The 15,759-nt window shown below is 72.4% G+C and carries 14 protein-coding genes and 1 pseudogene; 5 read left to right on the top strand and 10 right to left on the bottom strand.

Features of this window, described 5'->3' with window-relative positions:
- Positions 1 to 58: 58 nt before the first annotated feature.
- Positions 59 to 2,148: pseudogene (locus OG985_RS09670) on the bottom strand (amino acid--tRNA ligase-related protein).
- 90 nt (positions 2,149 to 2,238) lie between these two features.
- On the opposite strand from OG985_RS09670, the gene OG985_RS09675 reads away from it, so the two are divergent.
- Entirely contained in the window at positions 2,239 to 2,700 is a 462-nt protein-coding gene (locus tag OG985_RS09675) for a universal stress protein (RefSeq protein ID WP_371667854.1), read from the top strand.
- A 75-nt stretch (positions 2,701 to 2,775) separates the two neighbouring features.
- On the opposite strand, the gene OG985_RS09680 is transcribed toward OG985_RS09675, so the two are convergent.
- Positions 2,776 to 3,927, bottom strand: a complete 1,152-nt coding sequence (locus OG985_RS09680) for a CapA family protein (RefSeq protein ID WP_371667855.1) — start codon at positions 3,925 to 3,927, stop codon at positions 2,776 to 2,778.
- Between the two features lie 212 nt (positions 3,928 to 4,139).
- Between OG985_RS09680 and OG985_RS09685 the strand changes: the two genes are divergently transcribed.
- From OG985_RS09685 to OG985_RS09695, 3 genes are all read left to right on the top strand, one after another.
- Positions 4,140 to 4,688, top strand: coding sequence for a sigma-70 family RNA polymerase sigma factor (locus tag OG985_RS09685; RefSeq protein ID WP_371667856.1), 549 nt, complete (start codon positions 4,140 to 4,142; stop codon positions 4,686 to 4,688).
- A 201-nt stretch (positions 4,689 to 4,889) separates the two neighbouring features.
- Positions 4,890 to 5,405: a hypothetical protein gene (locus OG985_RS09690; RefSeq protein ID WP_371667857.1), complete on the top strand. Its 516-nt coding sequence runs from the start codon at positions 4,890 to 4,892 to the stop codon at positions 5,403 to 5,405.
- Between the two features lie 151 nt (positions 5,406 to 5,556).
- Complete coding sequence (locus tag OG985_RS09695; RefSeq protein ID WP_371667858.1) at positions 5,557 to 6,207, top strand: zf-HC2 domain-containing protein; 651 nt, start codon at positions 5,557 to 5,559, stop codon at positions 6,205 to 6,207.
- A gap of 20 nt (positions 6,208 to 6,227) precedes the next feature.
- Here the strand turns inward: OG985_RS09695 and OG985_RS09700 are convergent, their stop codons facing one another.
- From OG985_RS09700 to OG985_RS09710, 3 genes are all read right to left on the bottom strand, one after another.
- Positions 6,228 to 7,091 carry an Fpg/Nei family DNA glycosylase gene (locus tag OG985_RS09700; protein WP_371667859.1) on the bottom strand — a complete coding sequence of 288 codons (864 nt, stop codon included), beginning with the start codon at positions 7,089 to 7,091 and terminating at the stop codon, positions 6,228 to 6,230.
- Positions 7,092 to 7,122: 31 nt separating this feature from the next.
- Positions 7,123 to 9,198, bottom strand: a complete 2,076-nt coding sequence (locus OG985_RS09705; RefSeq protein WP_371667860.1) for a SpoIIE family protein phosphatase — start codon at positions 9,196 to 9,198, stop codon at positions 7,123 to 7,125.
- 77 nt (positions 9,199 to 9,275) lie between these two features.
- Positions 9,276 to 9,992, bottom strand: a complete 717-nt coding sequence (locus tag OG985_RS09710) for a hypothetical protein (protein ID WP_371667861.1) — start codon at positions 9,990 to 9,992, stop codon at positions 9,276 to 9,278.
- A gap of 127 nt (positions 9,993 to 10,119) precedes the next feature.
- Here OG985_RS09710 and OG985_RS09715 point away from each other — a divergent pair, with 127 nt between their 5' ends.
- A complete protein-coding gene (locus tag OG985_RS09715) occupies positions 10,120 to 11,541 on the top strand; it encodes a lipase maturation factor family protein (RefSeq protein ID WP_371667862.1) in 1,422 nt (473 codons plus the stop codon).
- On the opposite strand, the gene OG985_RS09720 is transcribed toward OG985_RS09715, so the two are convergent.
- Genes OG985_RS09720 through OG985_RS09740 form a run of 5 tightly spaced genes read right to left on the bottom strand, consistent with a single transcriptional unit; the run spans position 11,529 to position 15,754 of the window.
- Entirely contained in the window at positions 11,529 to 12,362 is an 834-nt protein-coding gene (locus OG985_RS09720; RefSeq protein ID WP_371667863.1) for an amidohydrolase, read from the bottom strand. The genes OG985_RS09715 and OG985_RS09720 overlap by 13 nt on opposite strands.
- The gene (locus OG985_RS09725) at positions 12,359 to 12,673 is read right to left on the bottom strand and encodes an L-rhamnose mutarotase (protein WP_371667864.1); all 315 of its coding nucleotides are present in this window, start codon (positions 12,671 to 12,673) and stop codon (positions 12,359 to 12,361) included. Before OG985_RS09725 ends, OG985_RS09720 begins: the two co-directional genes overlap by 4 nt.
- On the bottom strand, positions 12,670 to 13,656 hold the full coding sequence (locus OG985_RS09730; RefSeq protein WP_371667865.1) for an aldo/keto reductase: 987 nt from the start codon (positions 13,654 to 13,656) through the stop codon (positions 12,670 to 12,672). The genes OG985_RS09725 and OG985_RS09730 overlap by 4 nt, the downstream gene beginning before the upstream one ends.
- The gene (locus tag OG985_RS09735) at positions 13,653 to 14,408 is read right to left on the bottom strand and encodes an SDR family NAD(P)-dependent oxidoreductase (protein ID WP_371667866.1); all 756 of its coding nucleotides are present in this window, start codon (positions 14,406 to 14,408) and stop codon (positions 13,653 to 13,655) included. Before OG985_RS09735 ends, OG985_RS09730 begins: the two co-directional genes overlap by 4 nt.
- Positions 14,405 to 15,754 carry an L-fuconate dehydratase gene (locus OG985_RS09740; RefSeq protein WP_371667867.1) on the bottom strand — a complete coding sequence of 450 codons (1,350 nt, stop codon included), beginning with the start codon at positions 15,752 to 15,754 and terminating at the stop codon, positions 14,405 to 14,407. Before OG985_RS09740 ends, OG985_RS09735 begins: the two co-directional genes overlap by 4 nt.
- Positions 15,755 to 15,759: the final 5 nt, after the last annotated feature.

The raw sequence follows: 15,759 nt of genomic DNA on the forward strand, positions 1-15,759 counted from the left end.
CACCCCGGTGACACCGGAGCGGCGGCACGAAAACACCCGCGCGGCCTACGGAACACCGTCAGCGGCGGCGCACCAGCGGGAAGGGCAGCGTCTCGCGGATCGTCAGTCCGGTGAGGAACATGACCAGCCGGTCGACGCCGATGCCGAGTCCGCCGGTGGGCGGCATGGCGTACTCGAGGGCGTCGAGGAAGTCCTCGTCCAGTTCCATCGCCTCGGGGTCTCCCCCGGCGGCCAGCAGTGACTGGGCGGTCAGCCGGCGGCGCTGCTCGACGGGGTCGGTCAGCTCGGAGTAGGCGGTGCCGAGTTCGGTGCCGAAGGCGACGAGGTCCCAGCGCTCGGCGAGCCGGGGGTCGGTGCGGTGCTGCCGGGTCAGCGGGGAGACGTCGGTCGGGAAGTCCTTGTAGAAGGTCGGCAGTCGGGTTCTCTCCTCGACGAGCCGCTCGTACATCTCCAGGATGACGTCGCCGCGGCCGTCGTCGTCGGTGTAGGGGACGCCCGCGCGGTCGCACAGCCGCCGCAGCGCCTCCAGGCCGGTGTCGGCGTCCACCGCCTCGCCGAGCGCCTCGGAGATCGCGCCGTGGACGGTCTTCACCGGCCACCGGCCCGAGATGTCGTACTCCTCGCCGTCCTTGCGCGCGACGGGTGAGCCGAAGGCGGCGCCGCGCCCTGGATCAGCTCGCGGGCGAGGTCGAGCATCACGTCGTAGTCGGCGAAGGCCTGGTAGGCCTCCAGCATCGTGAACTCGGGGTTGTGCTTGTAGGAGACGCCCTCGTTGCGGAAGGTGCGGCCCAGCTCGAAGACCTTCTCCAGGCCGCCGACGCACAGCCGCTTCAGGTACAGCTCGGGGGCGATGCGCAGGTACAGGTCGAGGTCGCCGTCGGTGGTGTCGCCGAGCCGGTCGAGGGCCATGGAGAAGCCGCGTTCGGTCTCGGTGTCGCGCCAGGCGTCGGCGCTGTCGACGATCGCCTTCATCTCCTCGTCGGTGAGGGCGGAGTGGCGGCGGACGCGGCCGGTGGCGCCGGTGCGCCTGACGCGGTGTACGGCCTGACGGGTCACGCGCATGTCGCGGCCGTCGAGGTCGAAGCCGGCGACGGGCAGGATCGCCTCGTCGCCGAGCTGGAGCGCGCCGAGTCCGGCCCGGGCGAAGGCCCTGGCGCCGTCCTCCGAGGCGCCCATCGCCGCGGTCGCCCAGGCGTGCCGGCGGGCCACGTCCAACCAGGCGGCGATGGCGTGCGGCCACGCCTCCCGGTCGCCCACCGGATCGCCGCTGGCCAGGCACACGCCGGCCTCGACGCGGTAGGTGACGGCGGCCTTGCCGCTGGGTGAGAACACGACGGCCTTGTCCCGGCGGGTGGCGAAGTAGCCGAGGGAGTCCTGGTCGCCGTACGCCTTCAGAAGGGCCCGGATTCGGGCTTCCTCGTCGTCGTGCAGGGCCGCTTCCATGCGCTGGGAGCGGAAGAGGGTCGCGGCGGCGTTCAGCAGGGCCAGTGCGCCGAACAGGCCGAGGACGAAGAACAGCGGGCGGGGCGGGCGGCCGTCGTAGGTGCGGCCGGAGACCAGGCCGCCGCAGACCCGGTCGGCGGCCCACAGCAGGCGCCGGCCGCGCGGCAGCGTGCCGGGGAACAGCTCGACCAGGCCCCAGCCGAGAAGGATCGCGGCGACGAGCCCGACGAGCAGCACCACCAGAGCCCGTCGGACCGCCGCCCGGCGGGAGGCGGCGTAGAACTCGCGGCGGGCGACGATCAGCAGCGCCAGCCCGAGTCCGCACACGGCCAGGGAGGGGATCGACTCGGTGTACTGGCCGACGGCTACGCCGAGGACGTCGGTGAGGACCAGCAGGCCCAGGTAGACGACGACCAGCCACCACGCGACCTTCTTGCGGGCGGCGGTGGCGGCGGCGAGCAGGAACAGGAAGACGGCGTACGCGAGGTTGGCGCTGACGGGGACGACCAGCTGGTCCAGGAAACGCACGACCGGGCGGAGCAGGGCGCGCAGCGGCGGGATGAAGGCCAGCAGTACGCAGAGCAGTCCGAGGGCGCCGAAGAAGGTCGCGAAGTTTTCCGGCACCCTGCTGAGGAGGCGGCTCCCGGACGGTCGTTCCGGGCCCGTCCGGTCCTTCGCGGGGGCGGCCTCCACGGTGGCACTCATGTTTCCGACTGTAGGAACAGCACGGCGGGCGCGCCCGCCGAGAGGTCCCTCGTGGTGGTGGGGCCCGCGGGTTCCGATAGCCTCGCTGACGTGACGGAACAGCACGCGCACCAGTTCGAGCGGGGCACGGACGGGCCCAAGGTCATCGTGGTCGGGCTGGACGGCTCCGACTCCTCACTGCGCGCGGCGGCATATGCCGCCGGCCTGGCCCGGCGCCAGCGGGCGCTGCTCGCGGTGGTGTACGTCCAGCCGGTGATGGCGGCGGGTGCGGCGCTCGGGGCCCCGGTGGCCGACACGACCGACCGGATCGCCGAGGACCTGGTCGCGCAGATCCGGGACTCGGCCGAACGACTGAAGGGGATATTCGACGTGCGCTGGGAGTTCCACACCTTCCGCGGCGACCCCTACAACGGCCTGGTGAAGGCGGCGGACGAACTCAAGGCGGACGCCGTGGTGGTGGGCGCCTCGGAGCAGGCCGGCCACCGGATCGTGGGTTCGGTGGCGGTGCGGCTGGTGAAGGCGGGGCGGTGGCCGGTGACGGTGGTGCCGTAGCCGGGCACCTCCCCACCCCGTCGCGGGCGCGCCTCGCGCCGTGACGGCCCCGCGGGCAGCGTGGCGCGCGAGCCGTCACCGCCCCATGGCGAGCCCGTCCTTGGCCGCGCCGCGGCTCAGCACCACCTGCCTGATCCGGTCCCGCGCCCCCCGCACGTCCGCGCCCCGGGCCAGCGCCTCGTTGAGGTTGACGGCCCGCCCGGCGTCGACGTCGAACCACTGGGGCACGAACTCGGCCTTCGTCACCTTCCAGCGCCCGCCCGCACGGCCGGGCGGGGCGAAGGTGAAGCGGCCGATCGTGGACTCGTTGCCGCGCGGGTCCTGGGCCCCCTCGTGGTTGGTCATCTCGCCTGCGATCTGGTCGCCCATGCCGTAGACCACCCAGGTGCCGTTGACCTTCTCGTACGCCTGCGGGACGTGGGCGTGCGTGCCGAGGATCAGGTCGACGGCGGGGCGGTCGCCCGTGCGGGCCGCGGTGAGCCGCCGGGCCAGGGTCAACTGCTGCTCGTCGGGGGCTTCCTGCCACTCGGTTCCCCAGTGCACGGACACCACGACCACGTCGGCGCCGGCGGCCCGGGCGGCGCGGGCGTCCGCCAGGATCCGGTTCTCGTCGATCAGGTTGACGGCCCAGGGTCGGCCCGGTGGGAGCGGGTAGCCGTTGGTGTCGTAGGTGTAGGCGAGGTGCGCGACCTTCGCCGGACCCACGGGCAGCACCGTGACGGTGCGCGCCTCGCCCTCGGTGCGCGCGGATCCGGCGTGTCGCACGCCCGCGCGGTCGAGGGCGTCGAGGGTGCGGCGGATGCCTTCGGCGCCGTCGTCGAGACTGTGGTTGGAGGCGGTGGAGCAGCCGTCGTAGCCGGTGGCGGCGAGGGCGGCGGCCACCTCGGGCGGGGACTTGAAGGCGGGATAGCCGGTGTAGTCGCCGTCCGCGCCGTAGACGGTCTCCATGTGACACAGCGCCAGATCGGCGCGGGCGACGACGGATCGGACGCCGGCGAACATCGGGCGGAAGTCGTAGCCCCTGCCGCCCGCGTCGAAGTGCGCCCGGTCGATGATCGAACTGTGCGGGAGGACGTCGCCGGAGGCGACGAGTGTGAAGCCGCGGGAGGCGTCCGGCGCCGGCCGTCCGGCCGCCCCCTTCTCCCCGGCGGACTGGGCCTGGCAGGCGGCACCCGCGGTGAGCAGGGCCGTGAGGGCCAGGGCAACCTGTCGTCTGCGTGCAATCATCAGCTCACCCCATTGAGGTCCTATTTGCACATAAATAGGTACGAAGTTGTCCGCGCCCTCAAACGGTCTCGGCGCACCCTTAGCCCGTCCGGAGCGCGCGAACGGCGGTCCGGGGACCGTTCGTCGGACCGTTCGCCGACGCGATCGACCGTCCGCCGCAGACCTGTGCGCCCGCCCTGTCCACAAACGGCACCCTGCGGTGCCATACGGCCATGACGGCCGGAACCACCCTCACGAAGAACGGGACGACCGCCGACCACGAGCTCGCCGCGCTGCAGCGCGAGCACGGTCGGCCGCTGTTCGCGCTGCTGTTGAGGCTGTGCGACGGCGACCGCCAGCGCGCCGAGGACCTGGTCCAGGAGACGCTCGTCCGCGCCTGGCAGCACCCCGAGGCACTGCGCGCGGACGCCTTCGAGTCCGTACGGCCGTGGCTGCTCACCGTGGGACGGCACCTCGCGATCGACGCGCGGCGGGCCCGTCAGGCGCGGCCCGCCGAGGTCGGCGACGCCGTCCTGGAGAACGCGCGGGTCTGCGCCGACCACGCCGAACGCGCGGCCGCCACCCTCGACGTACGCGAGGCTGTGAAGACACTCACTCCGGAGCACCGTGAAGTCCTGGTGCTCGTGTACTTCCAGGGGGCGAGTGTGGCGGAGGCCGCGGCAGCCCTCGGGATTCCGCCCGGTACCGTGAAGTCCCGCGCGTACTACGCGCTGCGCGCCCTGCGCCGGGTCCTTCCCGGTTATGCGGCCGACCTGCGATGAAACTCACGCCTGGGTCAAACCTCGGCAAAGCGCCTTGCTGAGGACCCCGGTTGAGTAATCGGCTGTCCTCATCCGTGTTCCGGATGGAACCCGGCCGCCGGTTTCGCGCAGTCCGCCCGACGGGGCGGGCGGGGATCCCGCGACCGGGTCCCAGGACCCGGGGTCGGGCGACGCGCACGCACCGGAGGAAGGCAGGAAGGGATGCTGCACAGAGGTCAAGAGAGCACGGACGGGGCCGGCAACGGCGAACTCACCGTCCCCATGGCCTGGTTCTACGCCGAGTACATCGCCGACGAACTGCTGCGGACCGGTGACCTGATGCCACCGACGTCCTTCGAGTTCCGCGCGGGGCGGGACGCCCTGGCACTGACCATCTACCTCTCCGACACCGAGGGCGAGCTCTCCGGCATCCAGGTCGTCACCCAACTGGAGACCTGGCTGTCGCTCACGGCCTACGACCAGCCGTGGCAGGACTGGGTCCGCGAACGGACGGCCGCGCTGGCCGCCGCCGCGGTCACCTCCGGCGGGCCCTCCCCCGACCTGGAACTGGCCGAGGCGGCCTGGCGCTGGCTACAGGAGACCGAGTTGCTCGCCCCCGATCTGGACGCGGTCCCGGGGGGCGGCGCGGTGGTCGGCGAGGACGACGGACCGAAGGTGTGGACGCCCGCCTGGCAGCTCGGGTTGCCTCTCGGACACCTCGCCATCCATCTCTTCTAGATTCGTTTCACCTCACACCAATCCGCGGCCCGGGCCGCTCCGAATCCCTAGGTTGCGATTCGGTACGTACCTTGAGTGATTCGGCAGCCTCGTGCGTACCGGTGGGAGCAAGGAGTAACCCCACCCACACCCAACGGCACGAGGATTCGGCATGAGGTCCCAGGAAAGGCATCGCGACGTCGGCGCGTACGCGCTCGGCGTGCTGGACGAGGCGGACGCCTTCCGCTTCGAGGACCACCTCATGGAGTGCCCGCAATGTGCGGCAACCGTGACCGAGTTCGGGCCCATCACCCGGCAGATGATGCTCTACCGGCGGGCCACGCCGCGTTCGGTGCACCCCATGGCCCAGCCCGGGCCCAGGCTGCTGGACCGGCTGCTCGGCGAGGTGGCGTCACGGCACCGGGCGGGGCGACGGCGGATCCTGTACGCGGTGGCCGCCTCGGTGGTGATCGCGGTCGCCGGTTCGGGACTCGCGATGACGACCGGCGGTACGAAGCAGGCCGTACAGGTCACGGCGACCGACGAACGCTCGGGCGTGTGGGCCCAGGTCACCGTCGCCGACGAGGACTGGGGCAGCGACGTCGAGGTCAAGATCAAGGACGGGGCCGGACCCCGCCCCTGCCGGCTCGTCGCGGTCGGCAGCGACGGCTCCGAGCAGACGGTGACCGGCTGGAACGTGCCCTCGCACGACGCCCGTCCGAACACCATGCGCGGCAGCGTCGACATGCACCCCGACCAGATCGTCCGCTACGAGGTCCGCACCCAGTCCGGCGAGCATCTGGTGACGCTCCCGGCTCAGTAGCAACAGGGTTGCCGCGCACGCTACTTGAGCAGTCGGGACATCCTCCGGTCCGCGAGTGGCCTGCCGCCCGTCTGGCACGTGGGGCAGTACTGCAGCGAGGAGTCGCTGAAGGAGACCTCACGGATCGTGTCACCGCACACGGGGCAGGGCTCGCCGGTACGGCCGTGCACGCGCAGGCCGCTCCTCTTCTCCGCCTTCAGGCGTCCGGCGGCCAGGCCGCGGGAGCGTTCGACCGCCTCGGTCAGTGTGCCGCGCAGCGCCTCGTACAGGCCGTGGGTCTCCTCGGGCGTCAGGGTCGAGGTGGGTTTGAAGGGGGACATTCTCGCGGCGTGCAGAATCTCGTCGCTGTACGCGTTGCCCACACCGGCGATCAGGCCCTGGTCGCGCAGCGCGCCCTTGATCTGCCGCCGTTCGCCCGCCAGCAGGGCCGTGAGCCGGGCCTCGTCGAAGTCGTCGGCGAGCGGGTCGGGGCCGAGGCGGGCCACGCCGGGGACCTCCTGCGGATCCCGTACGACGTAGACGGCCAGCCGCTTCTGGGTGCCCGCCTCCGTCAGGTCGAAGCCCGCGCCGGTCTCCAGAGCCGCGCGCAGGGCGAGGGGTCCCTTGCCGGGGCGGGGCGGGCCGTCGGGAAGCCGGTCCTTCCAGTGCAGCCAGCCGGCCCGGGCCAGGTGGGTCACGAAGTGGGGACCGCCGTCCGTCTCCAGGCCCAGGAACTTGCCGTACCGCCGCACGGCGGTGACCACGCGGTCCTCGACGGCCGTGACCGGCGGGTCGTACGTTTTCAGGACGCTGATCGCGACGGGCAGCACCCGCACGATCCGTCGGCCGACCAGGTGCTCGGTGAGGAAGTCCTTGAGCGCTTCGACCTCGGGGAGTTCCGGCATACGTCCAGAGTGCCACCGTCGGCCGCCGTGTTCAGTTCGGCTCCGGCACCACGAACTCGCACCACACGCACTTGCCGCCGCCCCGCGCCTCCACGCCCCACTGGTCGGCGAGCAGGTCGACGAGGAGCAGGCCGCGCCCCGAGACACCGGACTCCCCCGCCTCGCGGCGCCGGGGCAGCGCGCTGGAGGAGTCCTCGACGTCGACGCGCAGCCTCCGGTCGCCGCCACTGAGGACCCGGAGAGTGACGACCGAGGAGCCCTCGGTGTGTATCAGAGCGTTGGTGATCAGCTCGTCGGCGGCCAGTTCGATCTCGTCGGCGCGGTCACGGGCGCCCCAGGCCCGGACGGCGGTACGGATCATGTGCCGGGCCTCGGTCAGGGCCTCGGCGTCGCCGAGTGCCACGTGCTGCTGGAGCCGGCCGCCGGCTCTCGGGGCGCCCGGTCCGAGCCGGCGCAGCAGCAGCAGCGCCACGTCGTCGTCGCCGCCACGTTCCTCGGCCACGTCGATGAGCCGGTCGGCGAGGTCCCGGATGTCCTCGGGGCCGGTGGCGATGAGCGCGGTGAGGGCCCGCATGCCGTCGTCGAGGTCGGCGCCGGGCTGTTCGACCAGGCCGTCGGTGCACAGCACCAACGTGTGGCCGGGATCCAGCTCGACGGTGGCGACGGGGTACTCCAGACGGCCGAACTCGGCGGACAGGCCCAGCGGGAGACCGCCCTCGACGGACACGCGGCGGCAGGTGCCGTCGGGGCGCCGGATCAGCGGGTCGATGTGGCCGGCCCGCACCACCTGGACCACCCCGGTGGACAGATCGGCCTCCGCGTAGAGACAGGTCGCGAAGCGGTCGGTGTCGAGTTCGTGCAGGAAGACGGAGGCGCGGGCCATCACGGTGGCCGGGGTGTGGCCCTCGGTGGCGTACGCCTTCAGGACGATGCGCAGCTGGCCCATCACGGCCGCCGCGTGCGTGTCGTGCCCCTGTACGTCACCGATGACCGCGCCGACGCGGCCGCCCGGCAGCGGGATCACGTCGTACCAGTCGCCGCCGATGTCACGGCCGAGCGAGCCCGAGCGGTAGCGGACGGCGACGTCGGCGCCGGGCACCCGGGGGATGGCGCGGGGCAGCATGGCCTGCTGGAGTCCGGTGGCGAGGTCCTTCTCCTGCTCGTAGAACATGGCGCGCTGCAGGCTCTGCGCGATGCTGCTGCCGAGGGCGATCAGCACGTTGCGGTCCTCGGGCGAGAAACCGCTTCGGTCGTTGTAGAGCAGGCCCATGGCGCCGATCGGCCGGGCCTCGACGATCAGCGGCAGATAGGCCGCCGCGGTGATGTCCAGGCCGGTGAGGTGCGGCCAGAGGATCGGATAGCGCTCGGCGAACTCGCCGGGCGACTCGATGAAGCGGGGGGTGAGGGTCCGTACGACCTCGCTCATCGGGTAGGGCTCGTCGATCCGGGTGACGTCGGTGCCGGGGACGAAACTTCCCTCCGGCCCCTCGGCGATCAGCCTGATCCGGCCCGCCTCGACCAGCCCCATGACCAGGCTGGCGGCACCGAGGTGGGTGAGGCCGTGGGTGTCCTTGAGGACGTCTATGACGTCCTGGACGGTACGGGCGTGCGCGAGGGCCGCGGTGGTGAGCTGCACGACGTTGGTCTGCCGGCGCCGGGCCTCGTCCTGGGCGGCCTGCTCCTGCCGGGACAGGATGTCGTTGAGTTCCTGGGTGGCGTCGCGGACGATGCCGACGATCCGGCGCGGCCGGCCGGTCGCGTCCCGGCGGATGTAGCCCTGGGTGTGGGTCCAGCGCAGCGAGCCGTCGCGGCAGCGGAGGCGGAAGTACGTGCCGTAGTTCTCGCTGCCGTCCTTCATGGCCCGGGCGACCAGCGCGTCGAGCCGGTGACCCTCCGCGCCCGGGACCCGGTGGGCGAGGGAGGAGGGGTGGCCGTCGTACTCGTCGGGGCGCAGGTCGAAGACCTCGTAGGCCTGGGCGTCCATATGGAACAGGCCACTGTCGAGGTCCCAGTCGAAACTGCCCATGTGATTGAGCGCCAGGATCGGATCCGGGTGGGCGGGCCAGTCGTCCGGGAGTGACAGGGCGCTCGCTCCCCGATCAACCATGGGGCCCACCTTGCCAGGGTTAGTCCGATTATTCGACCGGGAAACCGAACCTGCCGGCTTCCCGGTGGTGTCCGGAATCAGCTGTCGAAGACGTCGGCGGGACCGTCGGTAACGCCGTCCTCCCCGGTCGGATCGGCGTCCGGAATCAGCCCCCCGCCGTCGCGCAGGTCGGGGATCTCCGGCACGGTCTCGGGCCCGATCTCGTCCGAGAGCCCGGGAAGCGACTCGGTCTCGGCCTCGGGCCCGATCTCGGGCTCGCACGACGGAACACCGAGTTCGCCCGCGGCGAGGTCGCTTCCGGCGAGGTCGTCCGTGGCGGTCCTGTCCGCGGCGGTCCTGTCCTCGGCGGTCCTGTCCTCGCCGATCCCGTCCTCGGCGGTCGCTCCCTCACCGACCCCGTCCTGGTTCGTCACGGCCCCGTCCGAACCGTCCGGCAGAAGCCCGGGCTCGGACATCCGCGTCTCGGGGATGCCCGAGGTGCCCGGGGCGGTGAGGGGCGGGGTGACGGGGACGCCCGGGGCTGCGGCGGCGTCCGGGGACGCGCAGTCGGGTGCCGGCGGCGCGGCCGCCTGCGGCGTTCGGGTGACCGGGGACGGGACGGCCGTCGCCGGTGGACCGGATTCCCTGACGTGTTCCGGTCCACCGGTGACGGCCGGCTCCAGGAGGAGTCCGCCGCTCGACCTCGCGTCCCTGTCCCCCGCGCCACCGCAGCCGGTGACGAGGAGCGCCGCCGAGAGCGTCCAGGCGGTGACGATGGCTCCGGTGGGTATGCGCACCACGTTCTCCCACTTCATCGCACTTCATCGCGGGCAGTTCGCCACCATTTTCTGCCGCACCCCCTCGGGTTACGCAAACGGAGGCGCGGTACACACAGAGTGACTCCGGGTTCCCGCGTGACACTGGAAAGAGGAGCGCACTGCCGTGGACTGGTTCACCGCGTCCGACTACTGGCTGAGCCGGCTGGTCTTCCAGCGGGCCCTCGCCGGGCTGTACCTGATCGCGTTTCTGGCGGCGGCCCTCCAGTTCCGCCCGCTGATCGGCGAACGCGGGATGCTGCCGGTCCCCCGGTTCGTCGAGCGGATTCCGTTCCGGACGGCCCCGAGTCTCTTCCAGCTCCACTACACCGACCGCTTCTTCGCGCTCTGCGCCTGGTCGGGCTGCGCGGTGTCGGCGGCGCTGCTGGCCGGACTCGACTCCCGGCTCCCCCTGTGGGGCGGCATGCTGCTGTGGCTGGCGCCGTGGGCGCTGTATCTGTCCGTCGTCAACGTGGGGCAGACCTGGTACTCCTTCGGCTGGGAGTCGCTGCTCCTGGAGGTCGGCTTCCTCGCCGTGTTCCTCGGCAACGACGACGTGGCCCCGCCGGTCGTGGTGCTGTTCCTGCTGCGCTGGATCCTGTTCCGGGTGGAGTTCGGCGCGGGCCTGATCAAGCTGCGCGGCGACGAGTGCTGGCGGAAGCTGACCTGCCTCGACCACCACCACGAGACGCAGCCCATGCCGGGCCCGCTGAGCTGGTTCTTCCACCATCTGCCGCGCCCCCTGCACCGGGTCGAGGTGGCCGCCAACCACGTCACCCAGCTCGTGGTGCCCTTCCTGCTGTTCGCACCGCAGCCGGTCGCCACGGTGGCCGCGTGCCTGATGATCGTCACCCAGCTGTGGCTGGTCCTGTCGGGCAACTTCGCCTGGCTGAACTGGATCACCATCGTGCTGGCCCTGCCGGCGGTGCGGTTCCCGTCCGCCGCGCGGTCCGTGCCGGACACCCCGCTCTGGTACGAGATCGTGGTCCTCGCGGTCGCCGCGCTGCTCCTGGCGCTCAGCTACCAGCCGGTCCGCAACATGCTCTCCCGCCGCCAGGTCATGAACCGTTCCTTCGACCCGCTCCATCTGGTCAACACCTACGGCGCGTTCGGCAGCGTCAGCCGGGTCCGGTACGAGGTGGTGATCGAGGGCACCGACGACTCCGCCCCACGTCCGGACTCGGACTGGCGGGAGTACGAGTTCAAGGGCAAGCCGGGTGATCCCCGGCGCTGGCCGCGGCAGTTCGCGCCGTACCACCTGCGGCTGGACTGGCTGATGTGGTTCGCGGCGCTGTCGCCCGGGTACGCCGGATCATGGTTCGGCACCCTGGTGGAACGGCTCCTGGAGAACGACCGGGACACCCTGAAACTGCTGCGCCGCTCCCCCTTCCCGCCGGACGCGCCGCCGCGCTACGTCCGGGCCCGCCTCTTCCGCTACCGGTACACGACCTGGCGCGAGCTGCGGGAGACGGGCGCGTGCTGGGAGCGGACGTTCGTGCGGGAGTATCTGCCGCCGACCCGGCTGGCGGGGGTGGCTCAGAGGTCGTAGACGCGGGCGGCCGTCGTCTCGAAAATACGGTCGCGGTCCCTCTCGTCCAGGTCGGTGGTCAACTCCCTTGCCAGGGACAGGACTTCTCCGTACGAGGCCAGCGGGGTGCACACCGGCCAGTCGGAGCCGAACATCAGTCGCCGCGGGCCGAAGGCCTCCAGCACCACGTCCGCGTACGGGCGCAGGTCGTCGACGCTCCAGGACGCCGGGTCGGCCTCGGTGACCATCCCGGAGAGCTTGCAGACGGTGTTGGGCAGGGCGGCGAGGGCGCGCACGCCGGACGCCCAGGGTTCGAGTGCGGCGGAGGCGATCGGCGGCTTCCCCAGGTGGTCCAGGACGAAGGTGAGTGAGGGCAGCAGGGCCGCCGCCTCGGCACAGGCCGGGAGCTGGCCGGGCAGCACGACCAGGTCGTAGGCGAGTCCCGCGTCGGCGACCGCGGCGAGGCCCCGGCGTACGTCCGGACGCAGCAGCCACCGCGGATCGCTCTCGCCCTGGACCTGGTGACGGATGCCCTTGAGGTACCGGCCGCCGGGGAGTTCCCGCAGCCGGTCGAGCTCGTCGGCGACGCCGGGCTGCGTGAGGTCCGTCCAGCCGACGACTCCGGCGACCAGTTCGTGTCCGGCCGCCAGCGCGAGGAACTCGGGGGTCTCCTCGGCCACGGTGACCGTCTGCACCAGGACCGTGCGGTCGACCCCGGCCGCGCGGGCCTCCGACCCGAGCTCGGCGAGGGTGAAGTCGCGGCGCAGCGGGTCGTCCGCACCGATCCAGTCCTGGTCGCGTACGGACAGGTCCCAGACGTGGTGGTGGGCGTCGACGGTCACGGCAGCTCCCAGACGACGGGCAGGCCGGCGTCGGCGCCCTCGCCGGAGTAGTCGTGCACCACGTCGAGCAGGCCGGCCATGCGGGCCTGCCAGGCCATGTTGACCGGGAGCTTCTCCAGCTCGGCGAGCAGCCGGGCGTAGTCCGCGCACTCCAGCAGGTGGAAGAGCTCCGTTCCGCTGCGCCAGATGGTCCAGGAGGTCGCGCCGGCGGCGCGGATCGCGTCGGTGAGTTCCTCCGGGACCTCGCGGTGGGCGGCCTCGTACTCGGCGACGCGGTCCGCGCGGACCCGGGTGTGCAGGGCGATCCTCATGTCGGCTCCTCGGCGGGTACGGGGGCGTCCGGCGGCAGGAGGCCGGTGGCGCGGGCCTCCTGCCAGAAGGCGGCGGGCACGGGCGCCGCGAACTGTTCGGCGCAGTCGCGGACCTCGGCCGCCGACCGGGCCCCCACCAGGACGCTCACGACGGCCGGATGGGCGGCGCAGAAGGCCAGAGCGGCGGCCCGCAGCGTGGTGCCGTGGCGTTCGGCGAGGGAGTTCAGGCGCAGGGCGCGGTCCAGCAACCCGGGCGGGACGGGAGCGTAGTTGTACGTGGCACCGGGCCTGGGATCCGCCAGCAGGCCGGAGTTGAAGGCGCCACCGACGACGACCGAGGTGCCTCGTTCCTCGGCCGCGGGCAGCAGGTCGGTCAGGGCCCGCTGGTCGAGCAGCGTGTACCGGCCGGCGCACAGCACCATGTCGACGTCCGTGTCACGGACGAACCGGGTCAGCATCTCCGCCTGGTTCATGCCCGCGCCGATCGCGCCGACCACGCCTTCCGAGCGGAGCTTCTCCAGGGCCGGGTAGCCGTCCCGGAAGGCCTGTTCGGCGTGATCGTCGGGGTCGTGGAGGTAGACGGCGTCGACGTGGTCGAGGCCGAGGCGTTCCAGACTGGCCTCCAGGGTGCGCCGTACGCCGTCGGCGCTGAAGTCCCACACCCGGCGGAGCGTGGCGGGCACGGCGAAGCCGTTGGCGAGGTCGTCGCCGCCCGCCGCCGAGGGCTCCAGGCGGCGGCCCACCTTCGTGGACACCGTGTAGGCGGAGCGGGGATGGTCGCGCAGGGCCGCGCCGAGGCGGCGTTCGGACAGGCCGAGGCCGTAGTGCGGCGCGGTGTCGAAGTAGCGGACGCCCTGCTGCCAGGCCGTCGCCACGGCCTCGTGCGCCCGCTCCTCGGTGACCTCGGTGAAGAGGTTGCCGATCGCGGCGCCGCCGAAGGCGAGCGGGCTGACGTCGACGCCGGTGCGGCCGAGCGTCCTCACTGGCCCACCGGGCGCAGCCGCAGGCCCTGCATGCCGCCGTCCACCGCGAGCGCGGTACCGGTGGTGGCGCCGGACAGGGGGCTCGCCAGGTAGGCGATGGCGCCCGCCACTTCGGCCGCCGAGACGAGCCGGCCGGTGGGCTGGCGGGCCTCCAGGGCGGCGCGCTCGCCGACCGGGTCGTCCGCCGCGTCCAGCAGCCGGCCGACCCAGGGGGTGTCCGCCGTACCGGGGTTGACGCAGTTCACCCGGATGCCCTCGCGGACGTGGTCGGCGGCCATCGCGAGGGTGAGGGAGTACACGGCGCCCTTGGTGGCGCTGTACAGCGCCCGCTGCGGGAGGCCCGCGGTGGCCGCGATGGAGCAGGTGTTGACGATCGCCGCGTGCGCCGACCGGCGCAGGTGCGGCAGCGCGGCCCGGGCCGTGCGGACCATGCCGACGACGTTGACGTCCAGGACGCGATGCCACTCCTCGTCGTCGTTGTCCTCGACGGTGCCCTGTGCGCCGACGCCCGCGTTGCTGACGACGACGTCCAGTCCGCCGAGGTCGGCGACGGCCGCCGCCACGGCCTCGCGCAGGGAGGCGTCGTCGGTGACGTCCGCGCGGTACGCGAGCAGCGGCTTCTCGACCGACGCCGGGTCCAGGTCCAGGACGGCGACCTGGGCGCCGCGCTCGGCCAGGAGCTCGGCGGTGGCCCGGCCGATGCCGGAGGCGCCGCCCGTCACCAGGGCCTTGAGACCCTCGAAGTCGTTCATGCCGCGTGCCCCTTCTCGGTGTCGAGGTCGGCGGCCCAGAAGGTGCCGTCGGGGAAGGTGTACCGCGCGATGGACTCGGGCCGCATCGTGGCCGAGAAGCCGGGCGCGCCGGGTGCCGTGTAGTGGCCCTCGCGGATCACCACCGGGTCGACGAAGTGGTCGTGCAGGTGGTCGACGTACTCGATGACCCGGTCCTCGGTGGTGCCGGTGACCGCGACGTAGTCGAACATCGACAGGTGCTGGACGAGTTCGCACAGGCCGACACCGCCCGCGTGCGGGCACACCGGCACGCCGAACTTGGCCGCCAGCAGCAGGATGGCGAGGTTCTCGTTGACCCCGCCGACGCGGGCCGCGTCGATCTGTACGACGTCGAGGGCGCCCGCCTGCAGCAGCTGCTTGAACACGATCCTGTTCTGGACGTGCTCGCCGGTGGCGACCTTCACCGGGGCGACGGCCTTGCGGATCGCCGCGTGGCCGAGGACGTCGTCGGGGCTGGTAGGCTCCTCGATCCAGTAGGGGTCGAACTCGGCGAGGGCTCTGGTCCAGCTGATCGCCTCGTCGACGTCCCAGCGCTGGTTGGCGTCGATGGCCACCCGGATGTCCGGTCCGACGACGGAACGGGCCACGCGGCAGCGCCGTATGTCGTCCTCGAGGTCCGCGCCGACCTTCAGCTTGATCTGCCGGAAGCCGTCGGCGACCGCCTGGGCGGCGAGCCGGGTGAGCTTCTCGTCGCTGTAGCCGAGCCAGCCGGCGGAGGTGGTGTAGGCGGGGTATCCGCCGGCCAGGAGGCGGGCGGTCCGCTCGGCGGCGCCCGCCCGGCCGCGGCGCAGGATGTCCAGGGCCTCCTCGGGGGTGAGCGCGTCCGAGAGGTAGCGGAAGTCGATCTGGCCGACCAGCCATGCGGGCTCGGCCTCGGCGAGCAGCCGCCACAGCGGTTTGCCGGCGCGCTTGGCCGCCAGGTCCCACACGGCGTTGATCACCGCGCCGATCGCCATGTGCATCACCCCCTTCTCGGGCCCCAGCCAGCGCAGCTGGCTGTCCCCGATCAGGTCCCGGAAGAGCGATCCGGGGTTGTCGCACACCTCGTCGACGGTCCGTCCGACCACATGGTGGCGCAGCGCGTGGATCGCGGCGACCTGGACCTCGTTGCCCCGCCCGATGGTGAAGGTGAAGCCGTGCCCCTCCGGTCCGCCGGCACCGTCCTCGCCGTCGGTACGCAGCACAACGTACGCGGCCGAGTAGTCGGGGTCCGGATTCATGGCGTCGGAGCCGTCCAGCTCGCGCGAGGTGGGGAAGCGGATGTCATAGGTGTCGACCGCTGTGATGCGGACGGGCGTCGGGGACACAGGGG

Source organism: Streptomyces sp. NBC_00289 (assembly GCF_041435115.1).
Lineage (GTDB): Bacteria > Actinomycetota > Actinomycetes > Streptomycetales > Streptomycetaceae > Streptomyces.